A 17,646-nucleotide genomic window follows, 5' to 3' on the forward strand; every position below is an offset into this window, starting at 1 on the left:
GTGTGGCAATGGTCATTCTGGAGAACTAAATTATGCTTGTATCTTATAAATGGTTAAAAGAATTGGTGGACATTGATGTGCCATCACAGGAGTTGGCTGAAAAAATGTCAACCACAGGGATCGAGGTAGAAGGTGTCGAATCACCGGCTGCTGGTCTCTCAAAAATTGTCGTCGGTGAGGTCTTGTCCTGCGAAGATGTGCCAGAAACTCACCTTCATGTTTGTCAGGTTAACGTTGGCGAAGAAGAAGCCCGTCAAATCGTCTGTGGTGCCCCAAATGTGCGTGCTGGTATCAAGGTTATGGTGGCTCTTCCAGGAGCTCGCATCGCTGACAACTACAAAATCAAAAAAGGAAAAATCCGTGGTTTAGAGTCACTTGGAATGATCTGTTCGCTTGGCGAATTGGGAATTTCTGACTCAGTTGTGCCTAAGGAATTCGCAGATGGCATCCAAATTTTGCCAGAAAATGCCGTTCCAGGTGAGGAAGTCTTCTCATACCTAGACTTGGATGATGAAATCATCGAACTGTCTATCACACCAAACCGTGCAGATGCCCTTTCTATGCGTGGAGTGGCTCACGAAGTGGCAGCTATCTATGACAAGGCAGTCAACTTTAAAGAATTTACTCTTTCAGAAACTGACCAAGCTGCAGCAGATGTTCTTTCTGTGGGCATTGATACAGACAAGGCGCCTTACTATGCAGCTCGTATCTTGGATAATGTGACGATTGCACCAAGTCCACAATGGTTGCAAAACCTTCTCATGAACGAAGGAATCCGTCCTATTAACAACGTAGTGGACGTGACAAACTACATCCTGCTCTACTTTGGTCAACCAATGCACGCCTTTGACTTGGATACCTTTGAAGGGACTGACATCCGTGTGCGTGAAGCGCGTGCTGGTGAAAAATTAGTGACTTTAGATGGTGAAGAACGTGACTTAGAGGTGAATGACTTAGTTATCACTGTCGCAGACAAACCAGTAGCCCTTGCAGGTGTTATGGGTGGTCAAGCAACAGAAATCTCTGAAAAGTCTAGTCGTGTCGTCCTTGAAGTTGCTGTTTTCAATGGCAAATCTATCCGCAAGACAAGTGGTCGCCTGAACCTTCGTTCAGAATCGTCTTCTCGATTTGAAAAAGGCATCAATGTGGCAACAGTTAATGAAGCCCTTGATGCGGCAGCTAGCCTGATTGCGGAACTTGCAGGTGCGACTGTGCGTAAAGGTATTGTTTCAGCTGGGGAACTTGACACATCAGACGTAGAAGTTTCTTCAACTCTTGCTGATGTTAACCGTGTCCTCGGAACTGATCTTTCTTATGCTGATGTAGAAGACGTCTTCCGTCGTCTTGGCTTTGGTCTTTCTGGAAATGCAGACAGCTTTACAGTCAGCGTCCCACGTCGTCGCTGGGATATCACTATCGAGGCAGACCTCTTTGAAGAAATCGCTCGTATCTATGGCTATGATCGCTTGCCAACCAGCCTTCCAAAAGACGATGGTACAGCAGGTGAATTGACAGCCACACAGAAACTCCGCCGTCAAGTTCGTACCATTGCTGAAGGAGCAGGTTTGACAGAAATCATCACCTACGCTCTGACTACTCCTGAAAAAGCAGTTGAGTTTACGGCTCAACCAAGTAACCTTACTGAACTCATGTGGCCAATGACAGTGGACCGTTCAGTCCTCCGCCAAAATATGATCTCAGGTATCCTAGATACAGTTGCCTACAATGTGGCTCGTAAGAACAAAAATTTGGCCCTTTACGAGATTGGAAAAGTCTTTGAACAAACAGGTAATCCAAAAGAAGAACTTCCAAATGAAATCAACAGTTTTGCCTTTGCCTTGACAGGCTTGGTTGCTGAAAAAGATTTCCAAACAGCAGCAGTTCCAGTTGATTTCTTCTATGCTAAAGGAATCCTAGAGGCGCTCTTTACTCGCTTGGGACTTGCAGTGACTTATACAGCAACAGCTGAAATTGCTAGCCTTCATCCAGGTCGAACAGCCGTGATTTCACTCGGTGACCAAGTTCTTGGTTTCCTTGGTCAAGTGCATCCAGTCACTGCTAAGGCTTATGATATTCCAGAAACGTATGTAGCTGAGCTTAACCTTTCAGCTATCGAAGCTGCGCTTCAGCTAGCGACTCCATTTGTAGAAATCACCAAATTCCCGGCAGTCAGCCGTGACGTTGCCCTTCTCCTCAAGGCAGAAGTGACTCATCAAGAAGTTGTAGATGCTATCCAAGCTGCCGGCGTGAAACGTTTGACAGATATCAAACTCTTTGACGTCTTCTCAGGTGAGAAATTGGGACTTGGTATGAAGTCCATGGCTTATAGCTTGACCTTCCAAAATCCAGAAGACAGCTTAACGGACGAAGAAGTCGCACGATATATGGAAAAAATCCAAGCGTCTCTCGAAGAAAAAATCAATGCAGAAGTGCGTTAAACGATAGTATGATACAAATTCCCCCTCTAGTTTATGAACACTAGAGGGGTGATTTTATATAATACTCAATGAAAATCAAAAAGCAAACTAGGAAGCTAGCNNAAGACTGACGAAGTCAGTAACCATATGTCTAAGGTAAGGCGATGCTGATGTGGTTTGAAGAGATTGTCGAAGAGTATAAAATAATTAAAATGTGATTTCTGTAAAAATACATCTATGATCAGAGTTTTGAAAACTTACAATGTCTAAATCTTTAACATAGTAGTGGTTTTTAGGCAATAAAATATGATCTATTGTTGCATTAAAAAGTTTTGGACTTTGGCTATTCCAAGTTCCTCTTTCAAAAGGTGGTAGTGCATTTAATGCGTCCCTATGAGAGCTTATTTTTGCAAGTGCTCCATGACGCATAGTTGCATTAAAATCACCTGCAATAATAGCCTTTGGATATTTTGAAGCCAATTGATTATGAATGATGTTTAAGTCTTGCTTCCAGATTTCCATTAAACCTGGCAGAGGAGGAGCAGTATGCAAAGCAATGATATCTGGTATATTTTGTTTTCTCGAATGTAATACAATTGTCCCGAACCGTGTTGTATGGAAAGTTTTAGCTTCTGTATAGAAACCATAACTTTTCTTGACAATCACAGTCACAGGAGCTATTCCACTGTCAGTAGGTGGAGAAGTAAAAATATCATAGTTGGCTATAGAAAGTCCAACTTGATGAAACAATAGTTTGATTCTCTGGTTTTCTTGCTCACCTCTGATATTGGTAGCTAGTTCAGGGAATATAGCCATATCGGCATCAAAATGGCTAAAAATTCGCTCAATATGTTGTGCTTCTATTTGATTAGCGACGTTCCAAGTTACTAATTTTAAGGTTTTAGTCTTATTTGATACGGAAGAAAGGGTTTTATCTGTTCCGAATAATAGTAATATGAACGATAGTAAGAGAAAGATGCTAGAATAAAACCGTATTTGTTTATTTTTCTTGTAAAAAGATAGGGAAAAAAATACGAAACTTAAAATAGAAACCATAGTTGCAGTAGCTAAGGGGAAGGCATAAATCTGTGCCAAGATAGGTCTGGTAGATAGCCAAATATTAAGATTAGAAGATGGAAAAAAAGAATAAGCTATGATAGGGATAGCAAAGAGAATGACAGAAAAGGCAGAGAGAAATATTTTAATCATTGTATGAGTACCTCGATTTGCAATGGTTGCTCGGAGCTAATGTGACTTTGTGACTTTACTTGATTGATACTCTTTTTCTTGTCTTCCTTATAGATTAAGTATAACCCAAGTAAAAAAAAGTCCAATTTAAGATTGAAATGATTAAAAGTCACGGAGATGCAAGACAATTATACTACAAAAGGCAAACATTTGACAATCGATAGTCGTCGCTTAATCGAACGATGGAAAAAGGGTAACTTCTCAAAGTAACTTCCACTTGGCTAGCCGAAGTGGAAATTAGTCTAAAACGGATTTTTATGGTGGAATTAAGTGTGAGACGTTTGAGTTAGAAATGAGGTCTACTATGACAAAACATAAACACCTTACCCTTTCAGACCGTAATGATATCCAATTAGGCTTAGAGCGCGGTGAAACCTTCAAAGCTATTGGACAACTTATTCTAAAAGACCCGACTACTGTTTCTAAAGAAGTCAAACGAAATAAACAAATTAGAGACTCTACCTCTAACAACCTTCCTTGCCCTCTACTCGACAAAGCTCCCTTTGTCTGTAACGGCTGCCCTAAAAGAAGACAAAACTGTGGCTATCAGAAAATCTTCTACCTCGCTAAGCAAGCTCAAAAACAGTACGAACAAACTCTTGTTGAAGCTCGTGAAGGAACTCCTCTCAATTCCAAGACCTTCTGGGAAATGGACAAAGTCATTTCTGATGGGGTTAAAAAGGGACAACACATCTATCATATCCTCAAAACTCATAACCTTGATGTCAGCTCCTCAACTGTCTATCGACACATCCGAAAAGGATACCTATCTATCGCTCCTATTGACCTAGCCAGAGCCGTTAATTTCAAAGAAAGACGGAAAAATAAGCTACCTTCCATCCCTAAAGAAGCTAAAAAAGGCCGTTCCTATGAGGATTTCCAAAACTATTTAGCCCTTAATCAACTAGACTCTTGGCTAGAAATGGATACAGTTCTGGGGAGGATGGGAGGGAAAGTCTTACTCACCTTCAACCTGTCTTTCTGTAACTTTATCTTCGCTAGACTTCTGGATAATAAAACTGCCCTTGAGGTTACCAAACACCTCTATGATATCAAGAACACTCTTCACCAAGCTGACAAAGATTTCTTCCAACTCTTCCCTGTCATTCTTACCGATAATGGTGGAGAGTTTGCAAGGGTTGATGACATCGAAATGGATGTGCGAGGAGAGAGTAAACTCTTCTTTTGTGACCCTAATCGCTCTGACCAGAAAGGGAGAATTGAGAAAAATCACACGCTGATTCGAGACATTCTACCTAAGGGAACTTCTTTTGACAATTTAACTCAAGAGGACATCAATCTCGTTTGTTCGCATGTCAACAGTGTCAAACGCGCTGCTTTGAATGGAAAGTCAGCCTATGAACTCTTTGCATTTACCTATGGAGAAGAGATTCCTAAGCTTCTAGGCATTTCTAAAATATCTGCAGAAGACGTCTGTCAGTCTTCTAAATTACTCCAACATACGTTCTAAAAACTAATCTTCAACCCCATTCAAACGTCTCACACTAACTTCCACCATAGTGGAACTTAATCTGAAACGCTTTCAGATGAGGGGATTTTGTGCGCTCTTTTTTTCTATTTCTTTCAGCTATAAAAGCAATGAAATCAAGCATTAGTAAAACCAGTGGAACTTACCCTGACACGGATTTCCACTGGTTTTTAGGATTTTTATCAGACTAACTTCCATTTGGATTAGCAGTGGAACTTAGTTTGGGAATTTACCCGATGGAAAAAAGAAGGAAAATCAAATAGAGAAATTGCCTCTCTACTTGGAAAAGCTCCTCAAACTATCCATACTGAAATCAAGCGTGGGACAGTCCGACAATGTCTTGGAAAAGGGCGCTTTAAAGAGGTTTATTCTGCCGACTATGCTCAACAGTCTTATGAAAATAATCGCAAGCGCTCGGTCAAGAAATCAAGATTGACCAAGGAACTAAAGGAAAAGATTCTCCACTATCATAACCAAAAATTTTCGCCTGAAATGATGGTGATGGCTAAAGGGGTTAACGTGGGAATTTCAACCATTTACTATTGGATTCATCATGTAAAATTGGGGTTAAGCAAACAGGAACTGCTTTACCCTAGAAAAGGAAAAGCGCTTAAGAAACAAGCTGGCACCAATTTTAAACCCGCTGGTCAATCTATCGAATTATAATTCGCTCATTTTTTCAAAAAATACATAGACGTAAAAGAAAGAGGGTTAAGAGATGAAGAAGAGTGCTATTGGGAGTAATTGGAAGGATGTCCGGTCTCAACTCTTTACCAAGGAGGAAATCCTTGAAAGTGATATGCGAGTGGCTATCATGAGTGAGCTGATTGAAGCCAGGCATGAGCAAGGAATCAGTCAGAAAAAGCTAGAAGAAGTCAGTGGAATAAGCCAGCCTGTCATAGCTAGGATGGAAACAGGCAAGACTAGTCTTCAGTTGGACACAGTCTTAAAAGTCCTAGCCAGTTTAGGAAAGACACTAGTAGTCGTCCCACTCGAACAGGAAAAGAGTTGATTAGAGTAGACTCATACTCAATGAAAATCAAAGAGCAAACTAGGAAACTAGCCGTAGGCTGTACTTGAGTACGGCAAGGCGACGTTGACGCGGTTTGAAGAGATTTTCGAAGAGTATTATAGTCTTTTCTAATAACAAGCCATAGTCACTTATAAGAATTACTAATAAAGCGTTTGAAGAGCATAACTGAAATAAAGCTATAAAACACGCTATACAAAGGATTTGAGGCATTTGTCTCAGGTCTTTTTCTTTTGTTTAAAACAGATATATAGTTTCAAACTATATCAAAGCCTAATTTTTTACAATTATACAGATGATTTCTTTTCTGTTAAGATAGTTTCAACAACAAATTTTGGAGGACACATCATGTCAACTACAATCATCGGTTTCCCTCGTTTGGGTGAATTCCGCGAATTAAAATTTACAACTGAAAAATACTTTAGAAAAGAAATCTCAGAGGAAGAACTTTTAGCAGCAGCAAAAGACTTGCGTGCTAAACACTGGAACATTGTCAAAGAAAAAGGCATCACTGAAATCCCATCAAATGACTTTTCTCACTATGACAACTTCCTAGATGCAGCTTTCCTTTTCAACGTAGTACCTGCATCCGTTCAAAACTTGGACTTGTCTGACCTTGAGCGCTACTTCGCTTTGGGACGTGGTTACCAAGGAGAAAAAGGGGACGTTCGCGCCCTCCCAATGAAGAAATGGTTTAACACTAACTACCACTACATCGTTCCTAAATTTGAAAAAGACACTCAAGTCAAACTTGCAGGTCACAAGATTTTTGATGAGTTTCAAGAAGCCAAAGAACTTGGATTGAACACTCGTCCTGTTCTTGTAGGTCCCTTCACTTTCCTTCAATTGTCAGACTTTGAAGAAGGTGTGAAAGCAGAAGACTTCGTAGACAGCTTAGTGGCTGCTTACCAAGAAGTTTTTGCAAAATTGGCAGAACTTGGTGCAACTCGCATCCAACTCGACGAAGCTGCTCTTGTAAAAGATTTGACAGCTGAAGAAAAAGCTCTCTTCTTGAACCTTTACAATAAACTTTTGGCTGACAAAAAAGGTCTTGAAGTCTTGCTTCAAACTTACTTCGGTGACGTTCGTGACGTTTACGCTGACCTTGTTAACTTGCCAGTAGATGCTATCGGTCTTGACTTCGTTGAAGGTAAGAAAACTCTTGAACTCGTTAAAGGTGGCTTCCCAGCTGACAAGACTCTTTATGCAGGTATTGTCAATGGTAAAAACATCTGGCGCAACAACTACGAAAAGAGCTTGGCTGTTCTTGAGCAAATCCCAGCTGAAAACATTGTCTTGACAAGCTCATGCTCACTTCTTCATGTGCCATTTACAACTGCTAATGAAGAATTTGAACCAGCAATCTTGAACCACTTTGCCTTTGCAGTTGAAAAATTGGATGAAATCCGTGATTTGGATGCTATCTGCAACGGTCAAGGTGAAGAAGCACTTGCAGCTAACAAAGAACTCTTTGCGACTGAGCGTGTTGGTGAAAATGCTGAACTTCGTGCGCGTATAGCTGGCTTGACAGACGCAGACTACACTCGTTTGCCAGCATTTGCTGAACGTGAAGCTATCCAAGAAGAAGCTTTCAAACTTCCAGCTCTTCCAACAACAACTATCGGTTCATTCCCTCAAACTAAAGAAGTTCGTGCTAAACGTTTGGCTTACCGTAAAGGTGAATTGTCTCAAGAAGAGTACGATGCTTTCCTTGCTGAAACGATCGATGAATGGATCAAATGGCAAGAAGATATTGACTTTGATGTCCTTGTTCACGGTGAATTTGAGCGTAATGACATGGTTGAGTACTTCGGTCAAAACTTGTCAGGTTACCTCTTCTCTAAAAATGGTTGGGTACAATCATACGGTATGCGTGGAGTTAAACCACCAATCATCTGGGGTGATGTAACTCGTCTTAACCCTATCACTGTCAAATGGTCTAGCTATGCACAAAGTCGTACAAACAAACCTGTTAAAGGTATGTTGACTGGACCTGTTACCATCCTCAACTGGTCATTCCCACGTGAAGACATCTCTATCAAGGATTCTACTCTTCAAATCGCCCTTGCTATCAAGGATGAAGTTCTTGATCTTGAAGCTGCTGGCGTGAAGATCATTCAAATCGACGAGGCTGCTCTTCGTGAGAAATTGCCACTCCGTCGTAGCGACTGGTACGAAGACTACCTTGACTGGGCAATTCCTGCCTTCCGCTTGGTACACTCAACAGTAGCGCCAGATACTCAAATCCACACTCACATGTGTTACTCAGAATTTACAGATATCATCCCAGCTATCGACAACATGGATGCAGATGTTATTTCCTTTGAAGCTAGCCGTTCAAACCTTGAAATCTTGGACGAACTCAAAGCGAAAAACTTCCAAACAGAAGTGGGTCCTGGGGTTTACGACATCCACTCTCCTCGTGTGCCAAATGAAGGCGAAATCGACAATACAATCGAAGCCATCCTTGCTAAAGTGCCAAGCAAGAAAGTTTGGATCAACCCTGACTGTGGTTTGAAAACACGTGGTATTCCAGAAACAAAAGAAAGCTTGATCCGCCTTGTTGAAGCAGCTAAAGCTGCGCGTGAGAAATTGTAAGATAAGGATTTCTCTAAAAGCGCTGTTTAGTCAATCTGCCTGTTTCACTTGGGTTCTAAGAGTCCAGCTAACGAAAAAAATCAACTAGAAAAGGATAATGACTATGTCACGCCAAACACCGTCACTCTCATTTGAAGTGTTCCCTCCAAACCCAGCAGTGGGTAATGATAACATTATTTCTGCTCTTCAAAATATGCAGGAGTTGGCTCCCCACTTTATCAGTGTGACTGCCAGCAATAATAAATTTAATATCAAGGAAACGACGGTCCGTTTGGCTGATTTTATCCAAAATGACTTGGCGATTCCGACTATTGCCCACTTGCCAGCTATCTATCTAACTAAGGAAAAGGTTGCTGAAACCATTGCTGACTTGGACAAGGTTGGAGTGCAGAAAATCTTGGCCTTGCGTGGGGATATTATTCCAGGTGTGGAGCCACAAAAGGATTTTCGCTACGCAACTGACTTGATTGAGTTCATCAAGGAGCAAGCTCCTCACTTTGATATTGTTGGTGCTTGTTATCCAGAAGGGCATCCAGATTCACCAAATCAGATTTCAGATATTCAAAATCTTAAGAAGAAAGTGGATGCAGGCTGTTCGAGTCTTGTCACTCAGCTTTTCTTTGACAATGAGCGCTTCTATGATTTCCAAGACAAGTGCATCTTGGCTGGGATTGATGTTCCTATTCATGCAGGGATTATGCCAATTCTGAATCGAAATCAGGCTCTCCGCCTCTTGAAGACTTGTGAGAATATCCACCTTCCACGCAAATTTAAAGCCATCTTAGACAAGTATGAGCATGACCCTGAGTCGCTCAGAGCAGCAGGACTTGCCTATGCAGTGGACCAAATCGTGGACTTGGTAACTCAGGATGTTGCTGGTGTGCATCTCTACACTATGAACAATGCAGAAACAGCAAAATATATCCACCAAGCAACCCATGCCTTGTTTAATCATCAGTCTCTAGGATAATAAAAAGCAAACCATTCTTCTCAAGTGAGGGGAATGGTTCCTTTTTAATGGTAAAGACCGCACTTTTTAAGAAAAATATGATAAAATAGACTCTGTACGTACTTGATACAAAGATGAGGGTATTTAGGTTTTAGAAGTTTGTTTAAAGTTGATTATTTTTTAAGCAAAATCTGATAATGTGTGTCTCAAAAAACACGAACGGAGTAAGTATTTAAAAGATATTTCACGCTATCGTGGTATCTTAGATGATAACAATATTATTATCTAAGGCAGGATTTTTGAGAGTAAAATAGTTCGGGAAACTATTTTAGCCTGAGCATAGAAATAAAAAGGCGAAGTAATTAAAAATTACCATTGAAATTCCGTTGGATTTCTAAAATCATCCACTGGATAATTTTAGCTCCCGTCCGCACTATTCCAGGGAAATATCAAAAAGATACTTAATTGAATTTTGGCCTCATTCCTTAGGAAAAAAGATAAGCTTCCTAGCACTCATCGAGTGCGGCGTCACCTTCCTATTTTTCTACAGAAATGTTCGGCAAGCCGAACCGTCCAAAATATCTTGCGTAACTGAACACGCCTACAACTCTGTGGAAAAAGATAAATCTACCTAGGAGCAGTCGCTCCGTCGTCCGATTTCCTATTTTCCTTTGAGTTGCTTAACGGCTTAGTATCTTGATTTTTGTAGGCAAGACGTATAATATTATCAATCCAAAGGGGATTAAAATGACAAAACAAGTGTTTCAAACGACTTTTGCGGGTCGTGAGTTAATTGTAGAGACTGGTCAGGTTGCTAAGCAAGCAAATGGCTCTGTTGTTGTACGTTACGGTGAGTCAACTGTCTTGACTGCTGCCGTGATGTCTAAGAAAATGGCAACTGGGGATTTCTTCCCTCTTCAAGTCAACTACGAAGAAAAAATGTATGCAGCTGGGAAGTTTCCTGGTGGCTTTATGAAACGTGAAGGACGTCCTTCAACGGATGCGACTTTGACAGCGCGTTTGATTGACCGTCCAATCCGTCCTATGTTTGCGGAAGGTTTCCGTAATGAAGTACAAGTCATCAACACCGTGCTTTCTTATGATGAAAATGCTTCTGCACCAATGGCTGCTATGTTTGGTTCATCCTTGGCGCTTTCTATCTCAGATATCCCATTTGATGGACCGATCGCTGGGGTACAAGTGGGCTATGTAGATGGCCAAATCATCATCAACCCTACGCAAGAACAGGCAGAGCAATCTCTCCTTGAATTGACAGTAGCTGGTACCAAACACGCCATCAACATGGTAGAGTCTGGTGCCAAAGAATTGTCAGAAGAAATCATGTTGGAAGCTCTTCTTAAAGGGCATGAAGCAGTCAAAGAATTGATTGCCTTCCAAGAAGAAATCGTTGCAGAAGTTGGTAAAGAAAAAGCAGAAGTAGAATTGCTTCATGTGGACGCTGACTTGCAAGCTGAAATCATCGCAGCCTACAACAGTGACCTCCAAAAAGCGGTCCAAGTAGAGGAAAAATTGGCTCGTGAAGCTGCAACTCAAGCAGTTAAGGACCAAGTTACTGCCGTTTACGAAGAAAAATATGCAGACCATGAGGAATTTGACCGTATCATGCGAGATGTGGCTGAAATCTTGGAACAAATGGAACACGCTGAAGTGCGCCGTTTGATCACAGAAGATAAGGTACGTCCTGATGGTCGTAAGGTCGATGAAATCCGTCCTTTGGATGCGGTTGTTGACTTCCTTCCTCGTGTGCACGGTTCAGGTCTCTTCACTCGTGGACAAACTCAAGCCCTTTCAGTCTTGACCTTGGCTCCGATGGGTGAAACTCAAATCATTGATGGTTTGGATCCAGAGTACAAGAAACGCTTTATGCACCACTATAACTTCCCACAATACTCTGTAGGGGAAACTGGTCGTTACGGTGCGCCAGGTCGTCGTGAAATCGGTCACGGTGCTCTCGGTGAGCGTGCCCTTGCTCAAGTCTTGCCAAGTTTGGAAGAATTCCCATACGCTATCCGTCTAGTAGCAGAAGTTTTGGAATCAAACGGTTCTTCATCTCAGGCTTCTATCTGTGCAGGAACTCTTGCCCTTATGGCTGGTGGTGTGCCAATCAAGGCGCCAGTAGCTGGTATTGCCATGGGACTTATCTCAGATGGAAACAACTATACAGTTTTGACAGATATCCAAGGTTTGGAAGACCACTTTGGAGATATGGACTTCAAGGTTGCAGGAACTCGTGACGGGATTACAGCCCTACAAATGGATATCAAAATTCAAGGGATTACTGCAGAAATCTTGACTGAGGCTCTTGCCCAAGCCAAGAAAGCGCGTTTTGAAATCCTTGATGTGATTGAAGCAACCATTCCAGAAGTTCGTCCAGAATTGGCTCCAACTGCTCCGAAAATTGATACCATCAAGATTGATGTGGACAAGATTAAGATTGTCATCGGTAAGGGTGGAGAAACCATCGACAAGATTATCGCTGAAACAGGCGTTAAGATTGATATCGACGAAGAAGGAAATGTGTCTATCTACTCTAGCGACCAAGATGCTATTAACCGTGCTAAAGAAATTATTGCTGGTTTGGTCCGTGAAGCTAAGGTGGACGAAGTTTACCGTGCTAAAGTCGTTCGTATCGAGAAATTTGGTGCCTTTGTTAACCTCTTTGATAAAACAGATGCACTTGTTCATATCTCGGAGATGGCTTGGACGCGTACCAATAATGTCGAAGACTTGGTAGCAATCGGGGATGAAGTTGATGTTAAGGTTATCAAGATTGATGAAAAAGGACGTGTGGATGCTTCTATGAAAGCTCTTCTTCCTCGTCCTCCAAAACCTGAACGTGATGAAAAAGGCGAAAAGTCTGAGAGACCTCACCGCCCACGTCATCACAAGGATCACAAACCTAAGAAAGAATTTACAGAAACACCAAAAGATTCAGAATAAGAAAAGGAGAAATGTATGGGATGGTGGCGCGAAACCATTGATATCGTAAAAGAAAATGATCCAGCGGCCCGCACCACTTTGGAGGTTTTGCTGACTTATCCAGGTGTCAAGGCCTTGGCGGCCCACCGTCTCTCGCATTTTCTCTGGAAGCATGGCTTCAAACTACTGGCTCGTATGCACAGTCAGTTCTGGCGCTTTTGGACTCAGATTGAGATTCATCCAGGTGCCCAGATTGATTCAGGTGTCTTTATCGACCATGGTTCTGGTCTGGTGATTGGGGAAACAGCGATCGTTGAGACGGGAGTTCTCCTCTATCATGGGGTGACTCTGGGTGGAACAGGGAAAGACTGTGGTAAACGCCATCCAACCGTGCGAAAAGGAGCTTTAATATCTGCTCATGCCCAAGTCATTGGACCCGTTGAAATCGGTGCAAATGCCAAGGTCGGTGCTGCAGCAGTCGTCGTAGCAGATGTACCTAGTGATGTGACGGTTGTCGGTATTCCGGCCAGGATTGTCCGAGTTCATGGACAGAAGGATGAACCGACGATCCACGAAGTCGAAAAAAAACGAGAGTACTACGTTAATAAACTCGAGCAGGCTAAAGATGCCAGTCACAGATCGTCTGGTTTGTAGAGGATATCTATATGATTCAAGCAAGAAACAAGTTAAGCCGAGAGGAGCTATCTGAGGCGAAAAAACTAATTAACTGTTGCCAAAACTATGACGGTACCTATCGTGATCCCTATCTCTCTAACATGCTTAATTTTGACCCAAACATGCCCGCCTTTTTCCTTTATTATGAAAAAGGCGAACTTGTTGGTCTCTTAACTGTCTATACAGATGACCAAGATGTAGAAGTGACGATACTGGTTCATCCAGATCATCGCCGTCAGGGAATTGCGCGTGCGTTGTTTACTAGTTTTGAGAGAGAAACAGCTTCTTTCTCTATTTGTTCAGTTACTTTTCAGACAGAGCGTGTTTTTCTAGACAGCCATCCTGATTTTGTCAGCAACTGGGGATTGGTCGAGGATGAAGAGACAGAAACTTGGTTAGGTAAGGATAGAAGCCCTTATCCGTTAGCAAATGTTTCCAATCTTGAAGTTTTGTTAGCAGATAGTTCGTATCAGGAGCAAATCAGTCAGTTAAAATTTCAGGCATTTTCAGGGGAACCTGAATCGAGAGAAGTTGTGGATAGATATGTCGCTGAAGCTCTGAAGGATCCAGAAAGTCGCTTATATATTTTGTTAAAAGATGGTCAGGTTATTGGAACTTGCACGGTAGATTTATCGACTAATACGAATTACTTCTACGGTTTAGCAATATCAGAACTTGAACGTGGGAAAGGCTATGGAAGCTACTTAGCAAAATCCCTTGTCAATCAACTAATTGAGCAAAATGATAAGGAATTTCAGATTGCAGTGGAAGATAGCAATGTAGGTGCCAAGCGCTTGTACGAAAAAATTGGCTTTGTCAAACAGACTCAGGTGGTTTATCTGAATGAGAAAGGAGCAAGGGATTCCGAAGTGTAGAGACATTCGGACTGAAATTCAATTGAACTCTTAATGATGAAACTAACTGTTCTTGGATTTCAGCTTTCCTGATTATGATTTATGATTAAAATCTATGACACTATGTCTCGTGATTTGCGAGAATTTGTCCCGATTGAGGACGGCAAGGTCAAGATGTATGTTTGTGGGCCAACCGTGTATAACTATATCCACGTGGGGAATGCCCGCTCAACAGTGGCTTTTGATACGGTTCGTCGATATTTTGAGTATCGTGGTTATGAGGTTGCCTATATTTCCAATTTTACGGACGTGGATGATAAGATTATCAACCGTGCCAAGGAAGAGGGCATCACGCCTCAGGAGGTTGCGGACAAGTACATCGCTGCCTTTCGTGAGGATGTGACAGCCTTGGGCGTCAAACCTGCGACCCGCCATCCGCGTGTGGTGGAGTTTATGGCTGACATCATCCGCTTTGTGGAAGACTTGATTAAAAAAGGCTTTGCCTACGAGAGTCAAGGGGATGTTTACTTCCGTGTGGAAAAATCCTACAACTATGGCAAATTGGCTAATAAAACCTTGGAAGATTTGGAGCTGGGTGCGTCAGGTCGAACCGATGAAGAAACGGCTCGTAAGGAAAATCCTGTAGATTTTGCCCTCTGGAAAGCTGCCAAGCCAGGCGAGATTTCTTGGGATAGTCCTTGGGGATCTGGCCGTCCGGGTTGGCATATCGAGTGTTCGGTTATGTCAACAGAGATTTTGGGCGACACCATTGATATTCACGGTGGTGGAGCTGATCTGGAGTTTCCACACCATACCAATGAAATTGCCCAGTCAGAAGCCAAAACAGGCAAGATCTTCGCCAACTACTGGATGCACAATGGCTTTGTCAATATCGACAATGTCAAGATGTCCAAATCCTTGGGGAACTTTATCACTGTTCATGATGCCCTTAAAACTCTTGATGGTCAAGTCCTTCGTTTCTTCTTTGCGACTCAACACTACCGCAAGCCTATCAACTTTACAGAAAAGGCAGTGCGTGATGCAGAGACTAATCTCAAGTATCTAAAGAATACTTATGAGCAACCATTTACAGGAAATGTGGACGCCCAAGAATTACAAGCATTTAAAGATAAGTTTGTGGCGGCTATGGATGAAGATTTTAACGCTGCCAACGGTATCACAGTTGTTTTTGAAATGGCCAAGTGGATTAACTCAGGTAACTATGATACAAGTGTTAAGCAAGCTCTTGCGGCTATGTTGGAAGTTTTTGGAATTGTCTTTGTTGAGGAGGTTTTGGATGCAGAGATCGAATCCTTGATTCAAAAACGCCAAGAAGCGCGTGCCAATCGTGACTTTGCGACAGCGGACCAGATCCGTGACCAATTGGCTGCTCAAGGAATTAAGCTCCTTGACACCAAGGATGGAGTGAGGTGGACACGTGATTGATGTCAATCTCATTAACGGGATTGCGTTAGCTTTTGAGGGAGATGCGGTTTATTCCATGTATATTCGTCGTCACCTCATCCTCAAAGGTATGACCAAACCCAATAAACTCCATCAAGAAGCGACCAAGTATGTGTCAGCTAAGGCTCAGGCACACTTGATTTCCCTTATGTTAGAGGAGCAGGTCTTAACAGAAAAAGAAGAAGAAATCTACAAACGTGGTCGCAATACCAATAGTCACACCAAGGCTAAAAATGCCGATGTGGTGACTTACCGTATGTCCACAGGTTTTGAAGCCGTGATAGGCTATCTCCATATGACTGAAAATCTAGAACGTCTTGAGAGCTTGATTTCGTGGTGCATCCAAAAAGTGGAGGGCTAGGATATGATGGCAAAAGAACTACAAGACTGGTTTCCTGAGGCTCAGATTTCAGACCAACCAGTAGAGAAAGAGGGTTATCTCACTCTTCCTTTAGCTTCTCAACAGTGGATTTTGCTGGAGGAAGCTGGGCTCAGTGAGCGTGAAAAGCAGTTGGTTGCTCTTTTGACCCAGCAGGAGCAGGCTCGTTCGCTCAATCCTTGGTATTCCTATCTGATTGAGGGGAAGGGACAGGCACCACAAGCTTTTAAAAAGATTCAGCTGGTTTATTGTCATCTTTCCTATTTCCAACAGGAAAATCTATCCTCTTGGCTAGATATGATGCGGACCCTCTTTTCGAATTGTCAGACAGTGCTTCAGGTCGGAGCTCAGGATTATGTTTTCGTGCTGCAACAAGACAAATACACCTCTGTACGAGCTATTTTAAGTGATACGATTGAAGCGGTTGAGTATGACTTTGGACTGCGTCTCTCTATCATGTTGGGTCAGGTTTGGTCTCAGACGGGGCATCAAGCCCTATCAGACTTGATTAAAGCGGAGCGGGATTTATTTAAGACTTGGTGGCGTCAGGGTCATCAAGGTGTTCATACTTTTTCTCAGCTCTATCTTTGGAGTATGGGAGAAAGACTCGTGGACTTGAGAGTAATCAAGGAATGTCTACACCAGATGATTTTGGATCAAGATCAGATTCAGGAAATCATTCTCTCCCTTTGGGAAAATAGTGCTGTCCTAACAAAAACAGCCCAGCAACTCTATCTGCACCGCAATTCTCTCCAATACAAAATTGATAAATGGGAAGAATTGACAGGGCTTCAGTTGAAAGAGTTGACCGACTTGACCTTGTGTTATCAATTGATTTTAGGTTCTTTGTCAACTATAGTTGGTTTGTAAAGAAGTTAATATTTGGAGAAGAGGATTGCCATCTTCTCCATTTTTATGTGCAGAGTTATAGTGGATTGAGGCTGTCAATCGAAAGTGATGATGTCCCAAAAAAATGGTGAGATTGAGGGCAATTATTTTGATTTCATCAGGGATTGCATGTTTTGGTTTTCGATTTCTGTTTCCGTGTCTGAAGGCTTCTTTTCCTTTCTGTTGATAGGCTAGTAGCAGACGATTGATTTGTCTTTCAGAAAGATTCAGTTCGACACAGGCTCGATTCTTTGTTTTCTTTCCTTGGTCTATAGCTTTTATCACAAGATATTTTTTCGTTTCATTCATATTCAGTTGGATCCTTTTCATACGACTATTTTATCAAATGGGACATTTTCACGTTCGATTTACTAAAGACATTATCACATTCGAATTACAAAACCGAAAAAATAAAATGTTTTTCCTTGCAAAATTCGGGGGGGGGGTGGTATAATTATCACTAGACTGTATATTCTTCATAGGAGGTACAGTGGGGTAAATAGTCGTAAGTTGCTATTTATATATTAGACTTTCCTGCGAAACAAAATATGGTAGAATAGTTCTATGAATTATGAAGCAAGTAAACAACTAACTGATGCACGATTCAAGCGTCTTGTTGGTGTTCAGCGCACGACTTTTAAAGAGATGTTAGCTGTATTAAAACAGCTTATCAACTTAAACACGCAAAAGGTGGAAGAAAACCTAAACTAAGCCT

The 17,646-nt window shown here is 42.0% G+C and carries 12 protein-coding genes and 3 pseudogenes; 13 read left to right on the forward strand and 2 right to left on the reverse strand.

Going from position 1 to position 17,646, the window contains the following annotated elements; all coding sequences use genetic code 11:
* The first annotated feature begins 32 nt into the window (after positions 1–32).
* The gene (gene pheT / locus HT669_RS08960; RefSeq protein WP_050265977.1) at positions 33–2,438 is read left to right on the forward strand and encodes a phenylalanine--tRNA ligase subunit beta; all 2,406 of its coding nucleotides are present in this window, start codon (positions 33–35) and stop codon (positions 2,436–2,438) included.
* 186 nt (positions 2,439–2,624) lie between these two features.
* On the opposite strand, the gene HT669_RS08965 is transcribed toward pheT, so the two are convergent.
* Positions 2,625–3,626 carry an endonuclease/exonuclease/phosphatase family protein gene (locus HT669_RS08965; RefSeq protein WP_050207961.1) on the reverse strand — a complete coding sequence of 334 codons (1,002 nt, stop codon included), beginning with the start codon at positions 3,624–3,626 and terminating at the stop codon, positions 2,625–2,627.
* A 343-nt stretch (positions 3,627–3,969) separates the two neighbouring features.
* Between HT669_RS08965 and HT669_RS08975 the strand changes: the two genes are divergently transcribed.
* The 11 genes and pseudogenes from HT669_RS08975 to HT669_RS09025 all read left to right on the forward strand — a co-directional run bounded on the left by HT669_RS08975 (position 3,970) and on the right by HT669_RS09025 (position 16,913).
* Positions 3,970–5,136, forward strand: a complete 1,167-nt coding sequence (locus HT669_RS08975; protein WP_166727949.1) for an IS30 family transposase — start codon at positions 3,970–3,972, stop codon at positions 5,134–5,136.
* A gap of 252 nt (positions 5,137–5,388) precedes the next feature.
* Positions 5,389–5,814, forward strand: a pseudogene (locus HT669_RS08980) (helix-turn-helix domain-containing protein); the annotation flags it as partial.
* 58 nt (positions 5,815–5,872) lie between these two features.
* Positions 5,873–6,166 carry a helix-turn-helix transcriptional regulator gene (locus HT669_RS08985; RefSeq protein ID WP_172933685.1) on the forward strand — a complete coding sequence of 98 codons (294 nt, stop codon included), beginning with the start codon at positions 5,873–5,875 and terminating at the stop codon, positions 6,164–6,166.
* A gap of 366 nt (positions 6,167–6,532) precedes the next feature.
* Positions 6,533–8,782: a 5-methyltetrahydropteroyltriglutamate--homocysteine S-methyltransferase gene (gene metE, locus HT669_RS08990; RefSeq protein ID WP_172922117.1), complete on the forward strand. Its 2,250-nt coding sequence runs from the start codon at positions 6,533–6,535 to the stop codon at positions 8,780–8,782.
* A 103-nt stretch (positions 8,783–8,885) separates the two neighbouring features.
* Positions 8,886–9,752, forward strand: a complete 867-nt coding sequence (metF, locus tag HT669_RS08995) for a methylenetetrahydrofolate reductase [NAD(P)H] (RefSeq protein ID WP_172922118.1) — start codon at positions 8,886–8,888, stop codon at positions 9,750–9,752.
* 726 nt (positions 9,753–10,478) lie between these two features.
* Positions 10,479–12,692, forward strand: a complete 2,214-nt coding sequence (pnp, locus tag HT669_RS09000) for a polyribonucleotide nucleotidyltransferase (RefSeq protein WP_172922119.1) — start codon at positions 10,479–10,481, stop codon at positions 12,690–12,692.
* A 15-nt stretch (positions 12,693–12,707) separates the two neighbouring features.
* Complete coding sequence (gene cysE / locus HT669_RS09005) at positions 12,708–13,325, forward strand: serine O-acetyltransferase (protein WP_172922120.1); 618 nt, start codon at positions 12,708–12,710, stop codon at positions 13,323–13,325.
* Positions 13,326–13,336: 11 nt separating this feature from the next.
* Positions 13,337–14,221, forward strand: a complete 885-nt coding sequence (locus HT669_RS09010; protein ID WP_172922121.1) for a GNAT family N-acetyltransferase — start codon at positions 13,337–13,339, stop codon at positions 14,219–14,221.
* 81 nt (positions 14,222–14,302) lie between these two features.
* Entirely contained in the window at positions 14,303–15,646 is a 1,344-nt protein-coding gene (gene cysS, locus HT669_RS09015) for a cysteine--tRNA ligase (RefSeq protein WP_172922122.1), read from the forward strand.
* Positions 15,639–16,025 (forward strand): Mini-ribonuclease 3, encoded by a 387-nt coding sequence (locus HT669_RS09020; protein WP_172922123.1) that lies wholly within the window; start codon positions 15,639–15,641, stop codon positions 16,023–16,025. The genes cysS and HT669_RS09020 overlap by 8 nt, the downstream gene beginning before the upstream one ends.
* A gap of 3 nt (positions 16,026–16,028) precedes the next feature.
* Entirely contained in the window at positions 16,029–16,913 is an 885-nt protein-coding gene (locus HT669_RS09025; protein ID WP_172922124.1) for a PucR family transcriptional regulator, read from the forward strand.
* A gap of 141 nt (positions 16,914–17,054) precedes the next feature.
* Here the strand turns inward: HT669_RS09025 and HT669_RS09030 are convergent.
* Positions 17,055–17,240: pseudogene (locus tag HT669_RS09030) on the reverse strand (helix-turn-helix domain-containing protein); the annotation flags it as partial.
* A 255-nt stretch (positions 17,241–17,495) separates the two neighbouring features.
* On the opposite strand from HT669_RS09030, the pseudogene HT669_RS09035 reads away from it, so the two are divergent.
* Positions 17,496–17,646, forward strand: a pseudogene (locus HT669_RS09035) (IS5/IS1182 family transposase); the annotation flags it as partial.

It is taken from the genome of Streptococcus sp. 2100 (genome assembly GCF_013276335.1).
Taxonomy (GTDB): domain Bacteria; phylum Bacillota; class Bacilli; order Lactobacillales; family Streptococcaceae; genus Streptococcus; species Streptococcus pseudopneumoniae.

What these genes read in the sequence shown, in the direction of transcription:
- cysE (WP_172922120.1), top strand. Translation starts at nt 12,708, where the DNA reads ATGGGATGGTGGCGCGAAACCATTGATATCGTAAAAGAAAATGATCCA.
- metF (WP_172922118.1), top strand. Translation starts at nt 8,886, where the DNA reads ATGTCACGCCAAACACCGTCACTCTCATTTGAAGTGTTCCCTCCAAAC.
- cysS (WP_172922122.1), top strand. Translation starts at nt 14,303, where the DNA reads ATGATTAAAATCTATGACACTATGTCTCGTGATTTGCGAGAATTTGTC.
- metE (WP_172922117.1), top strand. Translation starts at nt 6,533, where the DNA reads ATGTCAACTACAATCATCGGTTTCCCTCGTTTGGGTGAATTCCGCGAA.
- HT669_RS09025 (WP_172922124.1), top strand. Translation starts at nt 16,029, where the DNA reads ATGATGGCAAAAGAACTACAAGACTGGTTTCCTGAGGCTCAGATTTCA.
- HT669_RS09010 (WP_172922121.1), top strand. Translation starts at nt 13,337, where the DNA reads ATGATTCAAGCAAGAAACAAGTTAAGCCGAGAGGAGCTATCTGAGGCG.
- pheT (WP_050265977.1), top strand. Translation starts at nt 33, where the DNA reads ATGCTTGTATCTTATAAATGGTTAAAAGAATTGGTGGACATTGATGTG.
- HT669_RS08965 (WP_050207961.1), bottom strand. Translation starts at nt 3,626, where the DNA reads ATGATTAAAATATTTCTCTCTGCCTTTTCTGTCATTCTCTTTGCTATC.
- HT669_RS08975 (WP_166727949.1), top strand. Translation starts at nt 3,970, where the DNA reads ATGACAAAACATAAACACCTTACCCTTTCAGACCGTAATGATATCCAA.
- HT669_RS08985 (WP_172933685.1), top strand. Translation starts at nt 5,873, where the DNA reads ATGAAGAAGAGTGCTATTGGGAGTAATTGGAAGGATGTCCGGTCTCAA.
- pnp (WP_172922119.1), top strand. Translation starts at nt 10,479, where the DNA reads ATGACAAAACAAGTGTTTCAAACGACTTTTGCGGGTCGTGAGTTAATT.